This is a genomic window from Nostoc sp. (genome assembly GCF_036916975.1).
Lineage (GTDB): Bacteria > Cyanobacteriota > Cyanobacteriia > Cyanobacteriales > Nostocaceae > Nostoc.
In genome coordinates, this window is sequence record NZ_JBALFF010000105.1 from 48365 (window position 1) to 74275 (window position 25911).

The 25911-nt window shown below is 40.9% G+C and carries 20 protein-coding genes, 2 pseudogenes and 1 CRISPR repeat array; of the genes and pseudogenes, 14 read left to right on the forward strand and 8 right to left on the reverse strand.

Translation table 11 applies throughout. The features are described 5' to 3' along the window. Positions 1 to 309 precede the first annotated feature (309 nt). Complete coding sequence (locus tag V7K73_RS25580) at positions 310 to 1992, reverse strand: adenylate/guanylate cyclase domain-containing protein (protein ID WP_334884231.1); 1683 nt, start codon at positions 1990 to 1992, stop codon at positions 310 to 312. 482 nt (positions 1993 to 2474) lie between these two features. On the opposite strand from V7K73_RS25580, the gene V7K73_RS25585 reads away from it, so the two are divergent. Beyond that, complete coding sequence (locus V7K73_RS25585) at positions 2475 to 2798, forward strand: hypothetical protein (RefSeq protein ID WP_334884233.1); 324 nt, start codon at positions 2475 to 2477, stop codon at positions 2796 to 2798. A gap of 358 nt (positions 2799 to 3156) precedes the next feature. Further along, a CRISPR array of direct repeats spans positions 3157 to 4126; the repeat unit is 37 nt; unit sequence ATTGCAATTACCTAAAATCCCTATTAGGGATTGAAAC. Position 4127: 1 nt separating this feature from the next. Here the strand turns inward: V7K73_RS25585 and V7K73_RS25590 are convergent. Further along, positions 4128 to 4388: pseudogene (locus V7K73_RS25590) on the reverse strand (hypothetical protein); the annotation flags it as partial. Between the two features lie 546 nt (positions 4389 to 4934). On the opposite strand from V7K73_RS25590, the gene V7K73_RS25595 reads away from it, so the two are divergent. Continuing rightward, the gene (locus tag V7K73_RS25595; protein ID WP_334884235.1) at positions 4935 to 5156 is read left to right on the forward strand and encodes a hypothetical protein; all 222 of its coding nucleotides are present in this window, start codon (positions 4935 to 4937) and stop codon (positions 5154 to 5156) included. 91 nt (positions 5157 to 5247) lie between these two features. Then, entirely contained in the window at positions 5248 to 6567 is a 1320-nt protein-coding gene (locus V7K73_RS25600; protein WP_334884237.1) for a hypothetical protein, read from the forward strand. Here V7K73_RS25600 and V7K73_RS25605 read toward each other — a convergent pair. Beyond that, a complete protein-coding gene (locus tag V7K73_RS25605; protein ID WP_334884239.1) occupies positions 6527 to 6679 on the reverse strand; it encodes a hypothetical protein in 153 nt (50 codons plus the stop codon). The genes V7K73_RS25600 and V7K73_RS25605 overlap by 41 nt on opposite strands. Positions 6680 to 6727: 48 nt before the next feature. Here V7K73_RS25605 and V7K73_RS25610 point away from each other — a divergent pair, with 48 nt between their 5' ends. After that, entirely contained in the window at positions 6728 to 8467 is a 1740-nt protein-coding gene (locus V7K73_RS25610; RefSeq protein ID WP_334884241.1) for an RluA family pseudouridine synthase, read from the forward strand. Between the two features lie 807 nt (positions 8468 to 9274). Beyond that, positions 9275 to 9484, forward strand: coding sequence for an RRXRR domain-containing protein (locus V7K73_RS25615; protein WP_334884243.1), 210 nt, complete (start codon positions 9275 to 9277; stop codon positions 9482 to 9484). Positions 9485 to 9825: 341 nt separating this feature from the next. Here V7K73_RS25615 and V7K73_RS25620 read toward each other — a convergent pair whose 3' ends face one another. Further along, on the reverse strand, positions 9826 to 11013 hold the full coding sequence (locus tag V7K73_RS25620) for a tetratricopeptide repeat protein (protein WP_334884245.1): 1188 nt from the start codon (positions 11011 to 11013) through the stop codon (positions 9826 to 9828). An 882-nt stretch (positions 11014 to 11895) separates the two neighbouring features. Between V7K73_RS25620 and V7K73_RS25625 the strand changes: the two genes are divergently transcribed. The 7 genes and pseudogenes from V7K73_RS25625 (at position 11896) to V7K73_RS25655 (ending at position 18980) form a co-directional block, all read left to right on the forward strand. After that, a complete protein-coding gene (locus tag V7K73_RS25625) occupies positions 11896 to 13182 on the forward strand; it encodes a proton extrusion protein PcxA (protein ID WP_334884247.1) in 1287 nt (428 codons plus the stop codon). 76 nt (positions 13183 to 13258) lie between these two features. Further along, positions 13259 to 13735 (forward strand): hypothetical protein, encoded by a 477-nt coding sequence (locus V7K73_RS25630; RefSeq protein ID WP_334884248.1) that lies wholly within the window; start codon positions 13259 to 13261, stop codon positions 13733 to 13735. 475 nt (positions 13736 to 14210) lie between these two features. Beyond that, positions 14211 to 15080: a polyphosphate kinase 2 family protein gene (locus V7K73_RS25635; protein WP_334884250.1), complete on the forward strand. Its 870-nt coding sequence runs from the start codon at positions 14211 to 14213 to the stop codon at positions 15078 to 15080. 136 nt (positions 15081 to 15216) lie between these two features. Continuing rightward, a complete protein-coding gene (locus V7K73_RS25640; RefSeq protein ID WP_334884251.1) occupies positions 15217 to 15843 on the forward strand; it encodes a chemotaxis protein CheB in 627 nt (208 codons plus the stop codon). Positions 15844 to 16401: 558 nt separating this feature from the next. After that, positions 16402 to 18297: a CheR family methyltransferase gene (locus tag V7K73_RS25645; RefSeq protein ID WP_334884253.1), complete on the forward strand. Its 1896-nt coding sequence runs from the start codon at positions 16402 to 16404 to the stop codon at positions 18295 to 18297. A gap of 86 nt (positions 18298 to 18383) precedes the next feature. Further along, positions 18384 to 18539 (forward strand): annotated as a pseudogene (gene miaE, locus V7K73_RS25650) (tRNA isopentenyl-2-thiomethyl-A-37 hydroxylase MiaE); the annotation flags it as partial. A gap of 36 nt (positions 18540 to 18575) precedes the next feature. Continuing rightward, positions 18576 to 18980 (forward strand): VOC family protein, encoded by a 405-nt coding sequence (locus V7K73_RS25655; RefSeq protein ID WP_334884255.1) that lies wholly within the window; start codon positions 18576 to 18578, stop codon positions 18978 to 18980. A 284-nt stretch (positions 18981 to 19264) separates the two neighbouring features. Here V7K73_RS25655 and V7K73_RS25660 read toward each other — a convergent pair whose 3' ends face one another. The 4 genes from V7K73_RS25660 to V7K73_RS25675 all read right to left on the reverse strand — a co-directional run bounded on the left by V7K73_RS25660 (position 19265) and on the right by V7K73_RS25675 (position 24321). Next, on the reverse strand, positions 19265 to 20443 hold the full coding sequence (locus V7K73_RS25660; RefSeq protein ID WP_334884256.1) for a GNAT family N-acetyltransferase: 1179 nt from the start codon (positions 20441 to 20443) through the stop codon (positions 19265 to 19267). Positions 20444 to 20866: 423 nt separating this feature from the next. After that, entirely contained in the window at positions 20867 to 21343 is a 477-nt protein-coding gene (locus V7K73_RS25665; RefSeq protein WP_334884258.1) for a hypothetical protein, read from the reverse strand. Between the two features lie 229 nt (positions 21344 to 21572). Continuing rightward, positions 21573 to 23159, reverse strand: coding sequence for an NCS2 family permease (locus tag V7K73_RS25670; protein ID WP_334884260.1), 1587 nt, complete (start codon positions 23157 to 23159; stop codon positions 21573 to 21575). A gap of 592 nt (positions 23160 to 23751) precedes the next feature. Beyond that, a complete protein-coding gene (locus V7K73_RS25675; protein ID WP_334884262.1) occupies positions 23752 to 24321 on the reverse strand; it encodes a Uma2 family endonuclease in 570 nt (189 codons plus the stop codon). Positions 24322 to 24603: 282 nt separating this feature from the next. Here V7K73_RS25675 and ureE point away from each other — a divergent pair, with 282 nt between their 5' ends. Both ureE and V7K73_RS25685 read left to right on the forward strand, forming a co-directional pair. Continuing rightward, entirely contained in the window at positions 24604 to 25047 is a 444-nt protein-coding gene (gene ureE, locus V7K73_RS25680) for an urease accessory protein UreE (protein ID WP_334884263.1), read from the forward strand. After that, a complete protein-coding gene (locus V7K73_RS25685) occupies positions 25022 to 25714 on the forward strand; it encodes an urease accessory protein UreF (RefSeq protein WP_334884265.1) in 693 nt (230 codons plus the stop codon). The genes ureE and V7K73_RS25685 overlap by 26 nt, the downstream gene beginning before the upstream one ends. The last annotated feature ends 197 nt before the right edge of the window (positions 25715 to 25911 follow it).

Sequence of the window (25911 nt, forward strand, 5' to 3'; positions counted from 1 at the left end):
TCAAACAAAATTAGTCAAGCTGTCACAGAATTTTAGATTTTAAATTTTGGATTTTGGATTGAATAATTCCAAATCTAAAATTTAAAAAGCTCTGAACTCAAGCGAATTTAAACGCGAGAACAAATCTAAAATCCAAAATCCTTGATTGCAAGAGAGCATTTAGGCGACGCAAAACAATCTAAAATTTAAAATCCAAATTTATATTTTGAATCTTCAATCCCAAATTTAAAATCTAAAATTCTGTGAGTTAGAAAATCTAGACATGAAAGCTGTATCCTCAAACTAAAGATTATTGAAGAATAGCTCAATTCATTCTAAATTCTGACGACTAGCGCCTTTATTCTGCTCGATAAATGGATTAATAATTGTTGGCATTGGCTGCAATTTTGTCTGATAAACCTTAACTAATCGCTCAATACCTTTGAAACGATAATCTCCCATTTCCTCAAAGTCTGAGGGGAGTGAAAGCATTTTATGAGTGGCTTTACTAATTACGCATTCACTAGGGGGACAAACTGCTTCCATGCGAGCAGCAAGATTAATCGTCGCGCCTAATGCAGTATAATCTACCCTTTGGGAACTACCGACATCTCCCACGACAGCTTTACCGCTATTAATCGCAATTCGTAATTGCAGGGGTTCGTGCCAAAAACCGTTGGCATTAAGATGTTCTAGACGAGTCAGCATTCCTTTGGCAGCATTCACAGCGCGATCGGCGTGATCTGCTTGCGGTTCTGGAGCGCCAAAAAATGCCATAATACAATCGCCAATATATTTATCTAAAGTTCCGCCCCAAGTAAAGATTTCTTTTAGCATTTCTTCAAATAAATTATTTAATAATTGAGCGATCGCAGTTGGTGTTAACCGTTCAGAAATTGCTGTAAAGCCCACCAAATCTGCAAACAAAATACTGATTTCGCTCTCCGTAGGAGCTAAACGACCACCCGGTAATGCACCGACAGAAATCAACTGCTGCACAACTGCTGGAGAATGATAGCGTTCTAGTCGGTGACGAATCATTTCTTCAGTTTTGAGTTTCTCTACCAGCAGCCAACGCTGGACGCTAGAAGCCACAATGTTTGCTAAAGCTGAAAAAAAGCTGAGTTCTTCTTCGCCTTCATTTGCCCAATGGTAAGAAGAAAAATTGCCATCAGCATACAATACGCCCACAACTTTATTTTCATCCCATAAAGGCACTGCCATCGCGCTGCGAATGCCTTTGACCAAAATACTCTGTTCACTAGCAAACCGTTCATCCTGCTGGGTATCGGCGGTTTGAATGACAACTTTTTCGTCAAATACTTTTTGACATATACTACGACTAATCCAACTTCCATCAGAGGGGAGATGTTTTTGTTGGGAAACATTTCTAGTGGCAGCGTTGACTAATTCTAATTGACCGCAACCATTAAGATCAATTAATAATGCCAAGCGATCGATACTATCAAGGTAACGAAAAACCACTTGCTGTACTTGAGAAAAAATCTCTTCTATAGATGCCGCCGCACAGAGATTTTTAGCTATGTCCACTAAGTCTTTGAGACGGGCAATGGTTTTGTCTTTATTATTGATATTGCCATCTTTGCTATCAGCTGCGATCCATTGCTGTTGTAATTGTTCGACATTATGAAGGATTGTTCTTTGTTCATTAATGTCCGAAGTTCCAGGATACCCTGATGTCGGGTGCGAAACAGGGGTTGTGAGCAGCACTACCAGGGTAACATTGCCCAGCCAAATGATATCGCCGTGATGTAGTTCTTGGGCAAATTTAACAAAATATTTATTTACTTGCGTCCCGTTTTTGCTGCCCACATCCTCAATAGTCCACACACCGTTAGATGTTTTCACCAAGCGGGCATGGTTGCGAGATACTCCAGCAAAAGGTAGGTACAGGTTACATTCCGGCAAACGGCCAATTGTGAATATATCTTGATCAACTGCGATCGTTGTCTCGCTATCTCCCTCTTGTAGGCGTAGTATCAGTTCAGTCATGAGTGTGATCCATCGAAGCTAGAGATGCAAGCAACTCTAAGGTAAGTTATACCCTAAAGGTTAATCTTTACCTTTTCTTTATGACACTGTTAACGACATTCCGACAACTGCGTGTGACGGATCTTACATTGGAAGAGGCAATTTTACTACAGGTTTAGTTCAGAAGGGGGTTTGAGAACAAGGGAATTCAAACGCGAGAATAAATCTAAAATCTAAAATCTAAAATTGATCCACCTTTATTTAATTGGGCGGTAATTCTAAACTAATGTGCTTCTAGCTTGTTTACACAGCCCTTTCATCCTTGCTTTTCAATCACACTACTCAATCGCTACTCAAAAGTACCATCATTTAACCACATTTTTAGCGATCGCTATTCCTCTAATCGCTGAATCAGTGGACAAATGCAAAATATCAGATTTTTCCGGTTGAGCAAAAATATAAGTGAATAATTATTTTACATCGAATATGTATAGCTAAAACTCATGGAAATACCTCAACGCGTATCAGTGCGCTACAAAGACGCGTCTTTCAACACTAATGAAATCCGCTTGAGAACTTTTCGGCTTGGGTTACAAATATGGGAAGAACAAACCAAACCTAGAAAAACAGAGCTTTATCAGTTTATATCGTCTTGCTTGAAACAAGTTGATCGCCAAGATCGTTTTATGTTTTCTCTGCTGTTCATAGAATTAACAGACCTGATACGCAATTCTTCCCTAGAAAGGGGAACGAAAGAGGTTTTGATTAAAACAGCTTTTACGGAGTTTGCTTGTGCAATAACAGACTTTGAAGACGTTCCTAAGTAAGGTTGGTCATGAGGATGCTGGTATTGCGTAGGCGTAGCCTAACCCAGGCATCGCCCTGAAGTCAGCTAATCTAATCAAGTAGGATATTTATAAGTAAGCAGCTTTCCCATCAGATTAGTTTTTTCGCTGAATGCGCGGATGGGTAGGTGTTCGAGAAGGAGTGATTATAGAAATGGCTGAATTGCCTTGTATGCAAGAACTTGAGAACGTTAGCATTTTGAAACCATCCGCGCACCTTATGGGGACAAGTTTTCAGCCATTTGCCTCTAGCCAAATCACAACTCCTCGTGTTATGATTTCTGCATTCGCGCAACCGAACCTTGAAAACCAAATAGAGCAAGACTTTCAGAAGCCAGCGATTGCAATTACCTAAAATCCCTATTAGGGATTGAAACACCAATCACGCCGGGGAATGGGGGCGCGTTAACGGATTGCAATTACCTAAAATCCCTATTAGGGATTGAAACCCAAATTTTGCCGGGAAATGGAGGCGTGGTAACGAATTGCAATTACCTAAAATCCCTATTAGGGATTGAAACGGAGCATTTCGCCGCCGCTACAAAATCCGCAATGGATTGCAATTACCTAAAATCCCTATTAGGGATTGAAACTTAGTTCGCATCACCCTTGAAGGGAGCGGATATATAAATTGCAATTACCTAAAATCCCTATTAGGGATTGAAACAGCAAATCATTACACCTCAACAATACGCCAGCAAATTGCAATTACCTAAAATCCCTATTAGGGATTGAAACATCCCGGACTGTTTGTAACAAAGCAGAAGGCACACAAATTGCAATTACCTAAAATCCCTATTAGGGATTGAAACGCCATGTGAACCGCCTCATGTGAAATGCACTCATTGCAATTACCTAAAATCCCTATTAGGGATTGAAACTTTAGCTGGGCCATTTGATATCGCGCTTCAGCAAATTGCAATTACCTAAAATCCCTATTAGGGATTGAAACAGAAATCGAAATTCTGACTACTCACGAACAAAAATTGCAATTACCTAAAATCCCTATTAGGGATTGAAACTCCCTCATGAGGGTACTTATGGTACAGGTGTCAAAAATTGCAATTACCTAAAATCCCTATTAGGGATTGAAACCCAAGATAGTGCGATCGCACGGTTTTACTAACTGTATTGCAATTACCTAAAATCCCTATTAGGGATTGAAACGCAACAATTCACCAGCAAAATTTTGAGCGCCTCACAATTGCAATTACCTAAAATCCCTATTAGGGATTGAAACATCAAAAAAGGTTGTAGTCTCCCCTGTGGTCTGATTGCAATTACCTAAAATCCCTATTAGGGATTGAAACAACTAACTTTCGGTTGCTGCCATAGGATGAGTTTCAATTCAGAGCAGTAGCAAACCCCATCACTAATTTCTGCTTCGTGGTCAGTTAGCCAATCATAAATTTGTGTAGCTTTTCCTAATGCCACTTTTTCTGAGCGATAAAGCCGAGGAGTAGGGCAGTAGGCTTGGCCATTGATGTGTATAGCTGCAATCTGCCAATAATCGCTTTCTGGTACAATTTCTAAAAACCCGTTACTGTAAGGCTGGATTATTCCTATGTTCATCTACAACCATCAAACTTTAAAATAAAGAGCATAACAAAGTCGATACCAGCCAATTCTTCAGAGTCAATGCTGGAATCACTAGGGAATGCAGTAGCAACCCCTGAAGAATGATTGTGAGTTTATAGTCAATAAAAATCTGAATGATTAGTCACTTTTTGGCTTGATTCCGTTATTGGCAGCAATAATTGCCAGAGAAATAGGCACAAACTGGGGGAGCATCCCGTCAGGTGCAAAAACTTTGTGTTTGCGCTCATCCCCTAACCCCTTCTCCCATATTTGGGATTCGGGGAACTAGAATTATGGCTCTTTTATTTCTGTCGGCAAGGAGGTTATTGCTTATGATTCCCTTCAGATGGGATTCGGGGAACTAGAATTATGGCTCCCCTCTTCCATATTTGGGAGAGGGGCTGGGGGTGAGGGAAAAGATTTAAGCCAAAATTGGGATGCTCCCCAAACTGGGCTAAATTACCGAAAAATTGGGTCTATTGCCTCACCCGCAAGAATTCAAGCGAATCAAAATTGCTATTCTGGCGATCGCTAGTTGATATGCTTAATATTTGGACACTGCATCAATCATCTGGAAACTGCCAATCGCACGATCGTTGTCGATCATCTCAACAACTAGCGATCGCATCGCAGTCTGTGCTATGTCTATTTAAACAATTAGGTATCGAATATGGGCTTGTAGAGAAGGCTAGCGGTTCATCTTTGTGTAGAATCAGCCTGTGGCAATACATCTTAACCAGCGGGGAAACTGGCCGGTTTTGAAACCTAAACTTTTAAACTTTCAATTACCCTGAATGACTCAAGTATGGTTACACTACCGACATACTAATCACTGTTGGTGGAATACCGAGCGATGTATAGAAATGCTAAAAGATTGACTGCTATTTTTCTGTTGGTTTTTTTGTTGATTGTTTCTATCAACTTTGCAGTAATTGCTCAAGATAGTTCAGATGGCCCTTCTGTAAATTTTGCGCCTCAGCTATGTTCAATGCCTCCGGGACTGAAAACTCAACAAGTCATTGCCGATAATGGTGGTAATCAAGTTACAATGGGCGATCGCATCAGGGTAAAAGTTGAAGGATTATCAGCAGCGACCAGAAATGTAACGGCTAATGCCACCAATTCATTTGATCCTCGACAATTAGTATTGTACCTGGATGGCTATGAACTAAATGATGTCCACGGTGAACCAGTCATTGTCAAGGCTCTGGGTAAAGATCAAAGGACAGTTCTTGAGGATGATTGGTTAGCCTTTCGACTTGAACGCACCGACTCGTCTCAAGCTGCATGGAATCAGCTTCTTGGTAGCAGATACAGTATTAACGTGATAGCGGGAGTCGGCTGTCCCAAAAAGATGGCAATTCCGGTGAGCGATGGTTTCCCACCTCCTCAATTAACAATAGTTCTGTTTTCGTGGCGATTTTGGCTGTGTCTGCTTCTACTTGTGGCTGTTGTATTAATGTTCATTAGATATTGCCGAAACACTCTTCGTAGCTCTGGAATAGAAGGGCTTTACTCTCAAAGAGAGGTGATTGCTGGACAGGAATTGTTGCTCACAGAAAAGGCTGAACTTAAAAACGAATATCGTCAAAGCCGAATGGCTCGATTTTTTCTTGGCAGAAAAAAATTGAACAGAAACCCATTCAGTCTATCGATATCTCAACTTGCTTTTTGGACATTTCTAATTTTTGGTGCTTACCTGATTATCTATGGCATAACAGGAGACTATACCAATGTTTTGACTAAACAATCACTAATATTATTGGGAATCAATTCTGTAACTACCGTTGGTACTTCGTTAATTGATGGACAAGGGAATGAGAAGAATAAAAAAGGTAGTCAACGCCTTTCTGAAGGTTTTTTCTACGATATATTATCGGACATTAATGGAGTAAATTTTCATCGCTTCCAAACATTTATTTGGACAGTTGCGCTTGGACTATTCTTTGTTTGGGAAGTCCTTAAAAATCTGTCAATGCCAGAATTTGATGACACTCTTCTTACACTACAAGGAATCAGTGCCGCAACATATCTTGGGCTTAGAGGGCAAGAGCAGCATGGTATGACAAAAGAGCCAGAATCTATATCCACAAAAGATAATTCATCTGAACAACCACTTGCACCAGAACAAGTCAATCCACCACAGAGCGATTCATCGATTCCTGCTCCCTAAATTTTGCGATCGCACTCGCACTAAGTAAGTCAGCCCAAATAATCATCACTGGTTTGTAGTTGCGCTTTAGCGCATCCGGATAAAGATGCGCTAAAGCGCAACTACGAGCCATGTCCGGTTAAAGACTTATCATTAAGACTGATTTGCAATCATAGTTTGTATGCTAGTTCTGCACGCACTTTCAGATTTCATCGACTGCGATTTTGCCATAAGTGGCTCATCTCCTAGTTATTGGTACGAGGGGCGTTGTCTCCAAAGTGGCAATCGCCTAAAATTACCCCGCACCTCAATATCTGAAGCGATCGCTCACGGACTCATGCAACAACTTGCCAAAAATGACTGTTATTCTCTTGAAGGCAAGATGTATGGAATACTATTAGTTGAATTGGCTAATGGCGAACAAAGGGTACTCAAAGCCTTCTCCGGTCTTTTGAATGGTTCGAGTGTAGTTGAGGGCTGGGTTCCACCAATTCCAGGACGAGACGAAGTTGCTTTGGAGGAAGCCCACACATTAGCACAGTTGGACGCGATTAAGCAAGAACTTTTTACCTTAAAGCAACTAACCGAACGCCAGCAGTATGAAACCCTGTTGGATGAATTTGAGCAACAATTGCAAGCAATGAGCGATCGCCATCGCCATTGCAAACATCAACGACAAGAAAAACGTCAGCAAATCTGCAATACACTTACAAAAGAAGCACTCACGATTGCCCTTGAACAACTCGACGAAGAGAGTCGTCAGCAGGGAATTGAGCGACGACAACTTAAACGCCAGCAAAATGCTTTATTACAGCCTCTTCAGGAGTTAATTGCAGCGACGGATGCGCGAATTAACAAACTGAAACAACAGCGTAAAGCACTGTCTTGTCAATTACAAGCTCAGATGCACGCTAGCTACAGCCTGACTAATTTTTCTGGGCGATCGCTATCATTACAGCAATTAATGCCAGGAGGTTCGCCCACTGGTACAGGAGACTGTTGTACTCCAAAACTGCTCCATTATGCGGCAACACATAATCTTCAACCCCTGGCAATGGCAGAATTTTGGTGGGGTGCGGCTTCGCTAAATCAAGATAAAATTCAGGGAAAATTTTATGGAGCATGTGCCGAGCGATGCCAGCCATTGATGGGGTTTTTGCTCTCAGGGTTAAGACCTATTTCAATCCCTAATAAGGATTTTTATATAACAAACCCATTATTAGTAAATACATTAACACATTTACCTAGACCTAATGTTTTTGAGTCCAATGAATTTCCTCCCATGAAGGGAGAGATCCCGATTATTTATGAAGACGAATGGCTGATTGCTGTAAACAAACCGGCTGGATTACTTTCGGTGGCTGGTCGGTATAGCGATCGCCAAGATAGTGTATTGAGTCGCTTACGCCATCTGTTAGCTGATGGGATGGCGCTTGCATCCGTGCATCGCCTAGATCAGGAAACTTCTGGGATTTTGTTGTTGACACGCGATCGTCATACCCATCGGCAAATTAGCCAGCAGTTTCAGCAACGCCAGATTCATAAGGTTTATGAAGCCATACTTTCCGGTGCTGTGACAGTTGATCGGGGTAAAATTGAACTGCCACTGTGGGGAGATCCTGAAAATCGCCCTTATCAAAAAGTCGATTGGCAGCATGGTAAACCCAGCTTGACACACTTCCAGGTAATGGCAACAGAAGGAGGCTACACCCGCCTAGAATTTACACCGCTAACAGGGCGCACTCATCAATTAAGGGTTCATGCGGCCGATCCGCGAGGAATTGGAGTAACTATTTTAGGCGATCGCCTTTATGGATGCAGTGCAGTTACCACTCGCTTACATCTGCACGCTAGAGAACTTCGCTTCCAGCATCCGCAGTTAGAAAAAACCATACATTTACAAGCAATTACGCCCTTTTGACGATTCATGAATTGCCCCTACGATAAATCAAGGCTTTCAGTGCCTTGAAAGCGTAAGTCCTATTAAATATAAAACCTCACCCTGCCTCCGGCTTCCCTCTCCTTAATAACGAGAGGGATTGAGGGTGAGGTTTTATCTTATACTTGATTACGCTTACATATTTCTTACTAAATATACCTAAAAATCTTTAGTCTACTGAAGTAGACTTTAGCTAAAAGCCAAAGAACTTTACTTCCAGCCGGGGGGAGCATCCCAATCTTGCCATAAATACACAGGACTGGTACAAAAACCCTGTACAAATTGGGGATGGGTGTAATGATTGTGGTTAGCGTAACTATTTATGCAAACATGATATCAAGGCGAAAGTTTTGCTATTTCTAGGCTTTTGTTGACACGTATAACAGATGTGCTACCCTACAGAAAATCAATATGTATCAAGATTCTCGTGATATTGTATTGGCCTATTGCTTTTTAAATTTGTATGTGATAGTTTCTGTTTGTAGTATATTGAACGGTTATCCGACCAACTTACCGTAGTTAATAAATTGATATCACAGCTAAGAGACTTCCCAATAAAGAATATTCAATGAAATCCACTTTAAATAACCAACCGCTCTAGGCACAAAGAACACAGAGAGAAAGATTCTAAAACTTGGAATACTCTAAGCATTGTTGACTTGACAGCGACAGAGCATTAGTGCTGATAATGTTGCCAAAATCGAAAAGACTGCTGACTGGATGCTGGAGCAAAAGATTCTACCAAAAAGGATAGTTGCTGCTACTATTTGTCCCATAATACCAAATTATATGAGCAAAGTATTCATTCTCGATGCCAACCAACAACCGTTATATCCAGTACGCATCAGCCGTGCTAGGCTACTATTGTCACAAGGTAAAGCTACGGTATTTCAGCGATATCCCTTTACTATAATTCTGAAGGAGTCTTTTTCTCATCTAAAACTTGAGCAACTTGGCTTCAAAATTCACCCTGGCATTAAAATAATTCGTAATTCGTAATTCGTAATTTGTAATAGAGCCTCCGGCACGCTTTATGCGTTCGTCAATTTTGTTTTGTAATGAAGAGTGCTGTTGTGGGGACGGTTTGGGACTCGCATTACTTCGGGGGATTTCACCCCAATCGCATTACTTACCGGTTTTAGAACCGGGGGACTTAAACCCACGGAACTAGTTAAATATAGGACTTACGCACGAGTTACGGGATAGCGAACCGCAGAGGCGCAGAGAACACGGAGAAATCAGAGTTTGAGAGATATTTTGCGTAAGTCCTAAAATATAAGAAAGAAGTTAAAAGGGTTTGGCGCAGCCTCACAAAGAAATGGTATCACCATTCCCTACCTCTACATCAAGTTCATTTCCTGCAACCCCTGGCGTAGTCTTTTCGCCTCTTCGGGATTATACCTTTCATGAAGGGCGATCGCTTTTCTAAAAGCTGTTAAACTATCTTGATGATTGCCAGCTTTGAGCAACACTACCCCTAAATTTTGATAAGCTTCGGCATAGTTAGGATTTAACGCGATCGCATTTTGATAAGATGCGATCGCATCTGTAAATAAACCCAAAGCTTTAAATACCATCGCCAAATTATAATGTCCAAAAACAAAATTAGGGTCAATTTTTAAAGTTGTGGCATAAGCAGCTTTCGCACCATTTATATCTCCTCCTGCTTTGAGTAAGTTACCCAAGTTGATGTATGCTCCTAGTTTGAGCATAGGGTAAATTGGCAATTTGATCGCAGCTTGATAATGAGAAATAGCCTCTGGGAATTTTTGCAACCGACTGTAGGCAATGCCTAAATGGTAGTGGAGTTCATATAAAATATCGTAGTTTTCTTCAGCAAACGAGATTCCATGTCTCAGCAACTCCATACCTTGGGTAATTTTCCCAGTTTCCACATATAATGCCCCTAATTTACTGCAAACATAAGGATCATCAGGATGAGTAGCGAGAAACCCTTCCATTGCTGTAGCTGCTTTGGCATATTTGTTATTTTGAGCGATCGCACTTTTTTGATATCCTGTGTGTAAAAGTGCCACTCCTGGTAAATAACCCACTTGCCAATGGGGTTCTTTGGTTATAATTGCTGACACGCTATCATCCACTAAGGCGTGATAAGGACGGTCAAAGCAAATATCTGGATGATTGCGAAAGAGCCTAGACACCAGAGAATAGGGAGATTGTTCTGCACCAATTTCATGGCGGACTAAGTTGATGAGCAAGTATTCATCTGTTGCGATCGCCTCTCGCAACTGCGGTACAATTGCTGGTGTGAGAGTTTCATCAGCATCTAATACCAGAATCCAATCTCCAGTGACATATTTTAGAGCTGCATTACGGGCAGCACTGAAGTCATTACACCATTTGAAATGATATACTTTTGCACCAAGTTGTTGAGCAATATTGGGAGTGCGATCGATTGAGCCTGTATCCAAAACTACCATTTCATCTACCACTTTTCGGACACTGCTCAGGCATTTAGGCAGTGTTGCTGCTTCATTTTTCACAATCATGCACAGACTGAGTTTCATATTGCCAATAAATTCTGGTTCAAATTTTTTGCTTCTAGTGACCAACTTTTATTTTGTGCCGATATAGCATCAGACCATCATAAGGCGAGTTTTTAACAAAGGACAGTCATTTGTCATTTGTCAAGAGTTACTCTCCCCCTCTCCCTATCCTCTACCCTCAGCTAGAACTGTATTATCCCAACGACTTGCTTAGGGCCTCGCAAGGGATGGAGTATGTACCAATGACCAATAACTACTAATCAAAAATCTTAATATCATACTTGTTAGACAAGCTGACTGAAACTAACTCAAGATATATCTATTTTAGCTTTTTGATAATTTATCTAAATAAGGCTAAAAAATCTTAACAGGCTGAGTCTCTACAAAGCTTGCTATATTAAGCTGTAAAGTGTAATTTTGATTCGTGTCACACTAGTAGTCCGTCAAGTCAACAATGCTCGGTTTGTAGTGAGCGCTTGGGCGCTCAAATCAAGGACTAAAGTCCTTACCCAACGGGTTCGTTAGTCGCTTATGGGGAAACCCCTCTGATCGACTAACTCACTAGGAACTTATTCACCCATCAAAGTTAGTGTGGTGGACTACTAGTACCCTGTACCTAATCCTCTAATACATGTACACTCGAAATAATAAATTTATCTAATATAGGACTAATATTTGATTTCTGAAAAAGCTCGGTACAACTCGAAAAGCCTAATTCCCTACTCCCCACTCCCCGTCTATCGCGCTTCGCGCACCACGTAGATAATTTCAAAAATCAAATACGATTCCTATATATCTTGTGTAATGATTAATAAATCATATTATTTGAAACTAAATATTACTCTTTGTTATTTGTTAATTTTTATATAACTACTATCCGCATTATATAGAGAATCATATATAATGAGAAATTCTTTCGCCAGAACAGCAAATTTACTTCGCCAAAATCTCAACGATTATTTGCGATCGCTTAAGGTTTGGTTTTTAGATACGCCAGAAAGGGCGCTCTTAGAAGCTCAACAAGCCGCTCAGAGAATTAAAAACATTGAGATAGAACATTTTGACGGCAAGAAAATATCTTCACAATCAGTAAATTATACTGAAAATGTGATGTCTTATTGGCAAGGAAACCTTGACAAGAATTTAACTACTATCAAAGTAAGACTTATAGAGTTTCGTCTTAGTCGCAGAATTTTAAATCTATCTAATTCTGTATTGTTAGAAAGGCTGAGAATTATTGATGAAGTTGTAGAAAGTTACGCTCTAAAAGATGCAATAATTAGCAATAATCCGTTAATCTCAAATTCTCAACCACTACAAATTAACCAGAACCAAATCAACAAACAGCCATCATCTAACATTAATAATATCCCACCTAAACCTCTATCTCAACAAGCTAGATTATTACCCTGGTCTATTGGTCAAAGAATTAATAGAATTAAAGCAAATTTTACACCGCAGACGGAAGAAGAGTTTGTCAGAAATTACCGACTTTCTAAAAAAAGGACAAAGATTTCCTTAAGATTTATACTAACGTTAATTATTGTACCCTTTTTAACTCAGCAATTATCTAAACAATTTTTAGTCTATCCCATATTAGAAAGAAATAGAGAAAACAATATAAATCAAGTTTTTCTCAATTCTGATATGGAAAAAGACGCTCTCCATGAATTACATAGTTATCAACAAAGGCTGATGTTTGAATATTTACTAAATGAAGCACCACCAATTTCTTCAGAAGTAATAAAAGAAAAGATAAAAGGCAAAGTAATTGAGATAGCTGAGGAGTTTCACGGAAAATATAATAGTGCTATTGGTAATGTATTCGCTGATTTAATATCACTAATTTCTTTTGGTATAATTGTCCTAATAAGCAAAAAAGAAATTGTGATTGTGAAGTCTTTTATAGATAATATTGTTTATGGATTAAGCGATAATGCCAAGGCTTTTTTAATTATTCTCTCTACAGATATATTCGTAGGATTTCACTCACCAGAAGGGTGGGAGGTTCTTCTTGAAGCATTCGCAGGACATTTAGGATTGCCGGCCAATAAAACCATAGTATTTTTCTTTATTGCTACATTTCCGGTAATTTTAAACACTATCTTTAAATACTGGATATTCCGTTATTTGAGTCGCTTATCTCCGTCGGCATTAGCTACATTAAAAGAGATGGACGAAGGTAATTGATAATTCGTAATTATTTTGGCGTATTTGTCTTCTGATTCGCTAGGCTATGTATATCCTGGTTCTTCTGAAGCCTACTATGGATTTTGAAAGCAAAGCCAATGCCCCAACTCCCACAGACAACATAGAGTTTGCTCAACCAACTACTAGCCGTAAGCCATTAGAATTGCTGCGAGATACTGAGGCTTTGCTACGCCGCCCAACCGTAGCAACACTGTCGCCGATTTTGCCACCAAAACTGAGCAATAAATTTCAAGCAACGTCATCTTTGGCAGATGATTGTTTTAAGGAATTGGCAGAAATTGACCTAGACAGTATTAGTGATTTTGAACTGCGACATGCACGAATTGGTGTTGGCTTAAGCTTTGTTGGTTTTGGGGCGCTGATGATATTAGTGCTGCTGCTGTACTTAAACACGTTGCGTCCAGAACCCAGTACGGGTGAGCAGATTCGGCAATATTGGTATCAATATGTTTGGTTTGTCAGTTTGGGTGTTACAGGAATGTTTATGTTAGGCCGTGAAGCTATGCGTCCTATGCCAAGGCGAGGAAAGTGAAAAGGGCAGGGAGCAGGGGAGAAAAACCAGCGAAAAAGCCGTTGTTGCTCTCAACCCTCGGCATATTTGGAGCAAGGGGGCTTTTGCCCACAATTGAGCTTGGTTTGTAGCTTTTCCTCTGCCCACGAGATGCTGCACCTACGTTGCTTAAGGGACTTCCAACAAAAAATAAATTACCCCACAACAAGTACTTGAGTATTTTTTTATTTGGAAGTCCCTAAGAGTAGGGTATGCCTAATACCAATTCTGTATGAAGATGCGCTAAACCATATTTAAGTACAAGAAAGAAAAACGAACCGCAAAGTCCGCAAAGAACACAAAGAAAGAAAGAAAGAAAGAAGAAGTTAAGAGGGTTTGGCGCAGCCTCACAAAGAAATGGTATAAGTCATTAAGTTTTATAACAAAAATTTAGAAAGAGCCACTAAACTTGCTGATGATGAAAAGGGACTTCAACTCCTAGAATTAATTAAAAGTTATGAATCACGATGCTTTCATTGTTCCACCAGGTTCAAAGATTTCTCTGAAAAAAAACTATGACCCAGCTTATAAGACTGAGTTCCATGAAAAAGCTGATGCTGCAACTAAATTACAGGCAGATATTGAACGACTAGCAAATTACCAAAATATTCTCTACGCTCAAAACACATATTCTTTATTGATTATTTTTCAGGCAATGGATGCTGCTGGTAAAGATAGCACAATTAAACATGTGACTTCTGGTGTAAACCCGCAAGGATTTCAGGTGTTTAGTTTTAAGGGACCCAGTGCGGAAGAATTAGACCATGATTACCTGTGGCGAACAACTAAGGCTTTACCAGAAAGAGGTCGAATTGGAATATTCAACCGTTCATACTATGAAGAAGTCCTAGTGGTTCGTGTCCATCCAGAAATGCTGAAAAAACAACAACTTCCCCACTTACCTGAAGGGAATAAGATATGGAAGCAGCGCTTTGAAGAAATTAATAACTTTGAAAAATATTTGGTAAATAATGGTGTGATTATCCTGAAGTTTTTTCTGAATGTCTCAAAAGCAGAGCAGAAAAAACGCTTCTTACAACGGATTGATTTGCCGGAAAAAAATTGGAAGTTTTCAGATAGCGATGTCAGAGAACGAGCTTTTTGGGATGATTATATGAATGCTTATGAAGAAGTTTTCAACAACACTAGTACAAAATCAGCCCCGTGGTATATTATTCCTGCCGATCGCAAATGGTTTACACGCCTCGCTGTTGCCAATATCATCTGCACAAAATTACAAGAACTAAATCTGCAATACCCGACAGTTAGTGAAGAACATAAACAGCAACTTTTGCAGGCAAAACGCATTTTAGAACAGGAGGATTGAATTATTTATTTAAGAAAGCAAGGGTTAAAACAACATAAATATACTGTATGATTCATTTATAAAGATAGATTTTTAAAAATTTATTAATAATTTTTGTAACTAAATAAGTTTGTCTGATAGTGACAGGCAAAAAATCATGACTCAGATGGCAGAAAATGCCAAAAATCATTTACCTCACTTTAATAATGCTGCCTTTGATATTGTGGCGATCGCAGCCTCAGCAGGAGGTCTAACTGCTTTAATTAAAGTGCTATCGACTCTACCGCCAGAATTTACAGCCGCGATCGCCATTGTGCAACACATCGCGCCCGAATATCCGTCCCTAATGGCAGAAATTCTCAGTCGGCGCACAGCTATTACCGTCAAAAAGGCACAAGAGGGAGATTGCCTTACCCCAGGAATCGCTTACATTGCTCCACCAAATCGTCATTTGTTGGTTAATGGTGACGGCACGCTATCCTTATCACAGTCCGAATCAGTACATTTTTTACGTCCTTCGGCTGATCTTTTATTTAAATCGGTTGCAGCCACTTACAAAAATAGAGCAATTGGCCTTGTCCTAACTGGAACGGGTAGCGACGGCGCGATAGGAGTAAAAGCAATTAAAAAAATGGGCGGTATCATCATTGTTCAAGACGTAAAAACCGCCGAATTTTCCGGGATGCCTTCCGCCGCCATTCAAACTGGCAACGTAGATTTTATTCTCCCCCTGGATGAAATCTCCAGCAGCCTGGTAACTTTGGTCATGGGAGAATCTTACTAAGCTGAGGGGCAGTTCTTGCTGGGGGCAGAGGAGATATGTTTTAGAATGCAACTTGGTGTCACCATAGTTTAACCGAGTACCGTGGGTTTAAATCCCCCGGTTCAAAATCGCGCAAGTTTTGGGTTGGGGACTGCGAATGCAAAGTTGCTCCTGTAGTGCGCTCCGCGCATCCTGCGGCGGGGGAAACCCCAAGACCGCACTTTGCGCTAAATTTCCGTCACAAAACAAAATTTACGTACAGCCCTTTAGCCCATGAAAACCGCGGAGCGTGCCGGAGGCTCTATTACGAATTACGAATTACGAATTACGAATTACGAATTACGAATTACGTTCGCGCAGCGTGCCGGAGGCTCTATTACGAATTACGAATTATTTTAATCAGTTTGGGGCAGGGCTTGCTCCCCCTGCTCACAGCAAGAACTGCCCCGGAGCTTCTTCGGTGAGGTCAAAAACCATATTTGGATGTTATTTAATTCACATTCCTTAGAACTCCGTTAATCAGTCTTTTATACTCATTAATGAAGCTCAAAACTCTACTCCCCCAGCAAGAACTACCCTATGACTTCTCCAGAAAAAGACCCCGAATTTGAAAATCTACTAGTTTATCTCAGACAAAGCCGGGGATTTGATTTTACAGGCTATAAACGCTCAACTTTGATGCGTCGGGTATGCAAGCGAATGCAGTCATTGAGCGTAGAAAACTTTGGAGATTATCTAGACTATTTAGAAGTTGATCCAGAAGAATTTAATTATCTTTTCAACACTATTTTAATTAACGTCACTGCTTTTTTTCGAGATTTATCAGCTTGGGAATATATAGCAGAAGAAGTGTTGCCTAATCTGATTAAAAATAAAAAAAGTTCTGACCAAATCCGCATCTGGAGCGCTGGTTGTGCTTCTGGGGAAGAAGCTTATACCTTGGCAATCTTGATGGCTGAAATATTGGGAGCAGAGGAATTTCGCCAACGAGTCAAAATCTACGCCACAGATGTAGATGAAGAGGCTCTCAACCAGGCACGTCTTGCTGCGTATTCAGCAAAAGAAATCCAGGCTGTACCAGATCAACTGCGGCAGAAATACTTTGAAATTATCAGTAACCGCTATGTCTTCCGCCAAGACTTGCGCCGCTCAGTGATTTTTGGTCGCCACGATCTGCTTCAGGATGCGCCGATTTCGCGCTTAGATTTGCTGGTTAGCCGTAATACAATGATGTATTTTAATTCTGAGACTCAAGGGCGAATTCTGGCTCGGTTTCATTTTGCACTAAATGACGCAGGCTATCTATTTTTAGGAAAAGCGGAGATGCTATTGATGCATTCGAGTCTATTTACGCCACTAGACTTAAAAAACCGGATATTTACTAAAGTATCATCGGCGAATATCCGCAATCGCCTCTTAGCTATGACAAATTCAGTAGATGACGAATCTAGCAGCCGTTTGTCTCGACACCTCCGGTTGCGAGATATGGGTTTCGACACAACACCAATCGCCCAAGTAGTCATTGATAATAATGGAACTTTGGTGCTGGTGAACGAGCAAGCGCGGAATTTGTTTGCCCTTTCCCCCAGAGATTTAGCTCGTCCCTTCCAGGATTTGGAACTTTCTTATCGACCAATTGAGTTGCGATCGCTAATTGAACGGGCTTATAATGAACGCCGCCCTATCACCCTGACAAATGTAGAGCGGTATTTGTCCAACACAGAAACTCAATATTTGGATGTGCGGATTACGCCTTTGCAAGACACCGATACCAGTTTCTTAGGTGTAAGCATCGCTTTTCATGATGTCACCCGTTACATTCAACTCCAAGAGGCGCTGCAACGCTCCCGACAAGAATTAGAAACTACTAACGAAGAACTGCAATCGACTAACGAAGAATTAGAAACTACCAACGAAGAACTCCAATCGACTAACGAAGAATTAGAAACTACCAACGAAGAACTCCAATCGACTAACGAAGAATTGGAGACGATGAATGAAGAATTACAATCTACTAATGAAGAATTACAGACAATTAATAGCGAGTTGAGCGATCGCACCACAGAACTGAATCATAGTAATATTTTCATTGTCTCTATTCTCAGAAGTCTCCAAACTGGAATAGTAGTAATTGATAACAGTTTTAATATCTCAATTTGGAATTACATGGTAGAAGATTTATGGGGCTTGCGAGCTGATGAAGTTATAGGACGCTCTATCTTCAGCCTAGACATTGGGCTACCCGTCGAGCAGTTGCGATCGCCCATCCGCGACTCTTTATCGGGAAAAAAACAGTTTCAAGAAATGATCCTCGATGCTACCAATCGTCGGGGTAGAGAAATAAAATGTTACATGGCGATCACTCCATTGCTTGGCATTGAAATGCAGGGAGCAGTTTTGATGATGGCAGATGTAGAGAGTGTCAGCAATATGATTTCTACTCAAGGAATGGAAGAACGACGGCAGCAGGATTAAATGCGAGATCCCCGACAACTTCTACGAAGTCGGGGATCTGAACACCACGAACCTCTGAAAACTTTTGGGACAGACTACTAGAGCCATTAGCAAAATTTTATCGGGGGCTAATGGCATCCGAAGCGCGTCACTACGGTATATATTGGGTTTTAGCTGCTACTTATTTCGACAAAGAAATTGTCATGCAACGGCTTGATGAGTTGGCGATTGTCGAAAGTGAGTTGCTAGCGATGCACCCATAACCTAGAATTCACAGTTAGTAGGCTAACCCAACAGATATGAAGCTTCAGTTAACACACCTGAGATTGCTTGTCTCCAACTACAAAGATTCTTTTCTGTTTTACCGGGATCTGCTGAAATTTGATGTCGATTGGGGCGATGAAGATAGCGGATATGCTGAGTTTAATACCGGATATATCAAGCTCGGTTTGTTCAAAAAAGAATTAATGGCCCAAGTAGTTCCCAGAATCGAACAGCCTTCTTATGTTGCCAATCGAGATAAAATTGTTTTGATTTTCGCAGTCGATAACGTCGATGAAGTCTATGAGCAAGTAAAAGCTCAGAATGCGATCGTTGTAACTCAACCACAAGATCGCCCCGACTGGGGAATCCGCACAGCCCATTTTCGCGATCCTGATGGCAACCTTATCGAAATCCACAACAATCTGGGGATTGTCAGTTAACTCAACCTTGGTGATTTCCAAGAAATAAATTATCTAGGCGTTTCGCCCGCCCTTAACAAAAGGTAGGTTTTGGGCCATTGCTGTCAACTTAGGGACTGACAAATAAAAAAATAGCCAAAAAACTCTCTCTTCCTCATTCCTCTGTGTTGCGCCAGTCGCAACAACGGGGGGAACCCCCGCAACGCGCTGGCTTCTCTGTGTCTGGAGTGGTTCGTTTCATTTGAGTAATTTATTTCTTGGAAGTCCCGTTAAGCAAAAACAAATTATCACATGTAAAATTCCTTTTAAAAGAAATCAGTCACCCAAGGCGAAGCACCTGCAAATATTTGTGTAGCTGCTGAAATAGCCGTTTCTGTCCCATGCAGTTTTCCGGCTATTTGCAAATGGTAGGGTGTGAACAAACTTGTATATATTGGTGCTAGTTCTCGGACATCTAACTGCAACTCGCCTTTTCCACCTTTTGTAACTTCACCGCGTCCATTGGCAACAGAAAGAATGAATTTACCATTGTTTGCATCTAGCAAATTATCTTGAATGTCTAAATGCAGTTCAGTTTGAATTCCCGATGGATAACCCCGCATTTCCAGCGCCTTAACTACATCTACTACCCGCAGCATCCAGCGCATTGTATTCTTAAGGTTGGCAGTTTGCTCTGGTAACATTAATGTCAAGGAATCAATCGCCGAACTCCTCCATCGCACCTGCTCAATTTGGGAGCGATGACTGGCAAGAAAAGACCAAAATGTTTGTGCAGCCGCAACTGTGAGAATTACCCAATCTTTTACCCGCAGGATTGCGCCATTCTCTGTTGAATGTTGACTAAAGAGGATATAGCCTTCGGGTTTCTCTTTTGTACCGATAAAATATGCGTAAAATGTTTCCTTCTCATCTGGCTGGATTAAGCGCTCCCAGATTGCTGGATGCCGGTCTAAATATCCATGCGTTAATCTCGCCTGCTGCTGATATAATTCGTGAAAGACTTGATGATTGATTGGAAATATTGGTTGCAAAGGTAAGGGTTGCTCGCGCAGTTGGATATTTTTAGTAGGAACTTCCCAATTACACCAACTACCCCCCTGCTCATACCCAACTTTTCGATACAAGCTTTGAACTGCTGGATAAAGAGCAGAGAGCGGTATACCTCTAGCATAAAGTTCTTTGAGGGTGTGTTGCATGAGAGCGATCGCACCTCCCGAACCGCGATACTCTGGAGCAATGCCCACTACCGCAATTCCTGTCATTGGTACACGCACACCACCCCACCACTGGCCCATATCCAGAGTTGCCAATCCACCAATTAATTGTTCTGACTCACGAATAATGCGGAAGTTTTCTACACCAAGCAGATTGATGTAAGCTTCTTCGCCACCAAGCCCACTGATGAAACACTGCTCAAAGATACTCCCCAGATGCTGAATATCTTCTGGATTTGCAAGAGTACTGTATTCAAATTTAAGCGTCATCTCTTATACCATTAATAATACGAAAGCAAAACTATACTACAACGAAGGTTGCTTGAAATTTAACCTTCTGATATTATGTCCGCATAAATAGTTATGCTAACCACAGAAAAAACCTCACCCTCAATCCCTCTCCTTAGTAAGGAGAGGGAAGCCGGAGGTAGGGTAAGATTTTAGATTTAATTTGACCCACTTACTTAATTCCTAAACGGGTTAGGAACGTGGATTAAATAAAATGCAAAACTTCATCCTCTATCTAGCTTCCCTCTCCTTTATAAGGAGAGGGATTGAGGGTGAGGTAACCCAGGGACATAATTTGTATTTTATTTAATTCTTATTCCTTAGCAAAGGCATAATGACAATGTAGATTACTACATTCCCTTGTTTTCTCTTCACCACTTTATAGTGTCAAGGAAGCTCGTAATTTTAGTCTACATAATCTGTTGGTATTTCCTTTTCAACAGTGTTATCTGAAACTATTGGGCGGCTACCATCTATTTCTAGAGTATCCTGAACTTTTAAATTACTCTTAGCGATCGGACGTTGACCATCTATATCAAGAATTTCCTCAACCTCTAAATCACTAGGGTCAATTGGACGCTTACCGTCTACATTTAGCATGTCATATTCTTGAAAAGCGCTCTTAGCAATCGGGCGTTGACCATCTATATTAATTGTTTTATCATAATCAGTTTCATTTTTCCCAATTGGGCGCTCACCATCTATATTAATTGTTTCTTTAATTTCAATACTACTTGGATCGACTGGACGCTGACCATCTATATTAATTGTTTTCTTTGCCTGTATCAGTTCGTTAGATGAGGAATTCATCTCAGTTTCAGCCTCTTTTGTATTCCGAGCCAAATTATTTTTAGTACTATTAATTTTGTTTTTGTTATCCATGTTTTTTATTGTTCTTCTAGACTATTTATTTGCTGACAAAATGAGCTTAATAGCTGCTTATCTATCATTTAAAGGAACTGAAATTAGGTAAAAAGTAGGATAATTATGATTTTTCTAATAATTTATTTATCTAAGATAATACTGAAGTTGGAGTAAAAAATCCTCTATCACAGCACAGAATGCATCTATGACTTGAGAGGGATTTATGATCTTTTAAGAAGCGATCGCATCAAGTCTTACCTCTTTCTTGCCAATCGACATAAAAAAAGAGAATTGCCAGCATTATATAGCCAATAGCCCAAGGCGTACCAGTTCCCCAGCCGAAATTAACAACTGTATCTGCAACAGTCCAACGATAACTGTGCATCAACCCAACCCAAGAAATTACAGCAGCGACTATAGACCAATAGGCAGCTTGGCGAAACTTGCGCTCAATAATGTAAACTGTAATGCCAGCTAAAATCATGGCGGAAAAAATAAACCCTTGCTCAAGAGCAAAAGCCCCATCAATATACGTATCGCTCAACTTAAACTGCTCAATCAACGTTGGTGTCAAAGGTTTTTCCGGCGTGCCTAAGCCTGCTGCCCGAAGTGAATTTTTAGCAATTAGCGCACCCCAACCAGCAATCCCCGGCAATAGACCAACAACCACAGCAGGTGCATGGTGCGACGGGGTGGCTGTAAAGCTTTGAGCGACAATCACAATCCCAATCCATAACACAATTGCCATCCCGGCTTCAATCGGGACAAAGTAAGCCAGGATTGCCACAGTTCCACTTAGGCAAAGCAAGCCCATAATTATGCCATTGAGTATAGAGTAACCGACTCTTGCTCCCATAGCTTTCCAGCCAGGATGACCAATATAAATAGTAGTCGGAAAACAAGAACCACAAATAGCAGCAACCAATGTACCAATACCATTTATCCTCAGACAAGGAGCCACAGGATAAGTATCACCCGCAGCTGAGGCACTTTCTAAATTCTGGAGACTGCCGACAAGATTAAATAACCCCATTGGTAGAATGATGCTGAAATATCCCACCAAGACTGAACGACTGCTCCACAAATCTCCCAGCCACAAAGAAGGGAAATAAAACCTAATTGGTTGCAGGGTAGCGATAAACTTGGCATGATCCCAACTGGCTAAACCTGTTCCCCAAGCAAGGGCAATTCCCAACAGAACTGCCAACAAGCCGCCAGGTATGGCAAATCGCACTCGCCCAAAATAAGTCACCAAAATTACACCAAGAGGCACTAAGCCAACTACGGGATTGGCATAGGTACGAAATAGAAAACCAATGGCGATAAAAGTGATTGCAATACCGCCCAAAGTTGAAAGCAATGCTGCACGGGGGGCGAGGCGGCGAAGTGGCTCTCCTGCCCAAGCCCCCATAAATTCTATCAAACCGGAACCAAAGCAAGCCACCAATCCTGCTTGCCAAGCTAATTCAGCAGCTTGTTCGCCAGATGCACCACCAGAAATTGCCGCCAATCTTACAGGTAGCATCACCAGAAAAATATAGGCAAAAAGGCTGACGGTGTTAATCCCATAGGGCAAAGCAGTAATATCGTCTCTTTGCTCACGTTTGCCTTGCAATAGGGCTAGCCTTGCGTAATAGAAGTTACCAACAATCAAACTGATTGCAACTCCTGGCAAAATCCGCCCATAAACTAACTCAGCAGAGAACCCTAGCACTCCTTGGCACAAATTGACAATCAATAAAATTTGAATAAAATTATCAAGCGCCAGCCCAAATAAACCATCAATATCTCTGCGAACGAACCAACGCGGTACTCTGGTTGTAGCGATTTCCATTATTTTACTTTTGCTTTGCCAATTGTCTGGCAATGTTCTTGCCGCTTTTAGAATACCAGCAATGGTATTAAGTAAGTGAGTCAAATTAAATATAAAACCTCACCCTGCCTCCGGCTTCCCCCGACAATAATAAGGAGAGGGATTGAGGGTGAGGTTTGATCTTATTTACGAATATCTGTGCTAAGTAAGCGGGTGCAAATAATCATCACTGGTTCGTAGTTGCGCTTTAGCGCTAAAGCGCAACTACGAACCAAATACAGAGATTTTACTTTTCGTTACATAGTTTGGTTTTATCTTGTCTAGCTACCTATGAGAATCATATTTGATTTTTGAAATTATCTATGTAGGTGGGGAGTAGGGAATATGGAATCACGCTTTTGATTAATGTAAAATACACAACTGTAACCAATTGCGATCGCTCTTGATCAGATCGCCAAGGCAGATCATATCCTACTGGGGAAGTAAACCTCAATTCTGGTCTGGTTCTTACGCGATTATTAGCGCAGGCACACAGGCATCCATAAACTTATTGAGTACGTACAGAACCAATAAAAGCCAGAATAAGTTTCTATCAATATTCTCGAATTTGTTATTATTCAGGAAAAAACAAACGGATATAACAACAAAATCCCGGTAAAAGTGGCGATGTTATTTCATCATCACCTAACAAAGTAGCAACTAAAACCAACTGGGCTTTTTCTCGCCGATAAACTTCGACTTTTTTAGTAAAGCGATCGACAATCCAATACTCACGCACACCTTGAACTGAATAAAGTTTCAGTTTTGCTTCTTTGTCTCGAAGTTCGTTTTGTTTACCAGGCGATAAAACCTCTATTACTAACTCTGGTGCGCCTGTCAAATGTCCCGCTTCATCTTCAATTTGCGCCAGTCGTTCTCGACTTACCCAAACTACATCCGGTATAACGCTATCTGCTTGCGAAAAAATTACCCCTGGAGCCACAATTGTTTCTCCTAAACCACTCGAATCTGACCAAACATCTAGTTGTCGAGCAATTTTTACACAAACTTGTTGATGGCGACGGTGAGGAGTGCGAGTCACAAAGAGTTCTCCATTAATAATTTCATAGCGCGTCCACTCATTTTCGGGTAGAACCTCTAAATCGTGAATTGTCCAACGTACTCCCTCAATGGCTTGGTTCATGATTGTCCCCGTTTGGCTCGTTGCCTTTGTTTAATTTTATCTTTTCTTCGCGCAAGGCAGATATAGGGTTTAAAATAATTCGTAATTCGTAATTCAAGACTGTTATATGGGATTAAAATAATTTGTAATTAAACATAAGAAAAAACCTCACCCTCAATCCCTCTCCAAAGTATCGGAGAGGGAAGCCGGAGGCAGGGTGAGGTTTTATATTTAATTTGGATTACTTACTTAGTTAAATTAGAAACATAATAATGAAAAGTAGAAGTTTAAGCGAAACTCTGTATGCTCACATTTACTCAATTTAAACCACCTAATTACGATGCCGCAGTTACTTGTACTCTGGCACTGACAGCAGAAGAACGTACCCGCAGCCGTCATCGTTTTGAAACGGAAGATGGTATTGTGTTTTTACATTTGCCCAGAGGAACTGTCTTACATGATGGGGATATTTTGCAAGAAGAAACCCATCGCAGTTTAATCAGAATTACTGCTAAACCAGAACTAGTACTGACTGCTTTTGCCCAAACACCACTTTTATTATTACGGGCAGCATACCATCTGGGAAATCGCCATGTACCTGTAGAAATTACCCCAACTTATTTACGCTTGTCTTCAGATTCGGTTTTACGCACGATGTTGGAACAATTGGGGTTAGAAGTGAAAGAAGAAATTTTACCGTTTCAGCCAGAATTAGGAGCTTATGGACAACACCATCATGCTCACTGATAGCCATCTTTTGAGTATTTTACAGTTGGCTAGCCCCGCTTTGCCTGTGGGAGCATATAGTTATTCTGAAGGTTTAGAAATGCTGGTAGAAAATGGTACGATCGCTAACCACATACATCTCAAAGATTGGTTAAAAGCAGAGTTGCTCTACGGGGCAATTCGGCTAGAGGCAGCGGTGATGGTGCGATCGCAGCAATCTGCAAAAATAGGTGATGTAGAGTCGCTATGCCGTTGGAATCTCTGGTTATCGGCTGCGAGGGAAACAGAAGAATTACGCGCCTCTAGTTGGCAGATGGGGCGATCGCTGATCCAATTACTTGGTAAACTAGAACCGCAGATTATACTTATTGCCAATGCTGTAGGTAATCCTTGCAATTATGCGATCGCTTTTGGCATTGCCCTTGCCCATTGGCAAATCAGCATTCAAGCTGGATTACTCGGATATCTGCATAGTTGGGCAAGTAATTTGATTACTGCTGGCGTGAAACTTATCCCCCTGGGACAAACAGCAGGACAGCAATTATTGCTAGATTTACAACCATTATTTAGCATTGCGGCATTAGAAATTCTGGCATTGGAGGACGATCAACTCGCCTGTTGTAGTTGGGGTTTGTCGCTGGCGAGTATGCAGCATGAAACGCAGTATACAAGGTTGTTTAGGAGTTAGGAGTGAGGAGTGAGGAGTTAGGAGTTAGGAGTTTGGAGTTTGGAGTTTGGAGTTTGGAGTTTGGAGTTTAATTTGCACTAATATTTTTTCAACATGGTTGTGGGGCAGGGCTATTTCATTCTAAAATGTGACGTTTTCAAAGTCCCTCTCCCAGACTTGGGAGAGGGATTTAGGGTGAGGGCAAAAACTACGGTTCT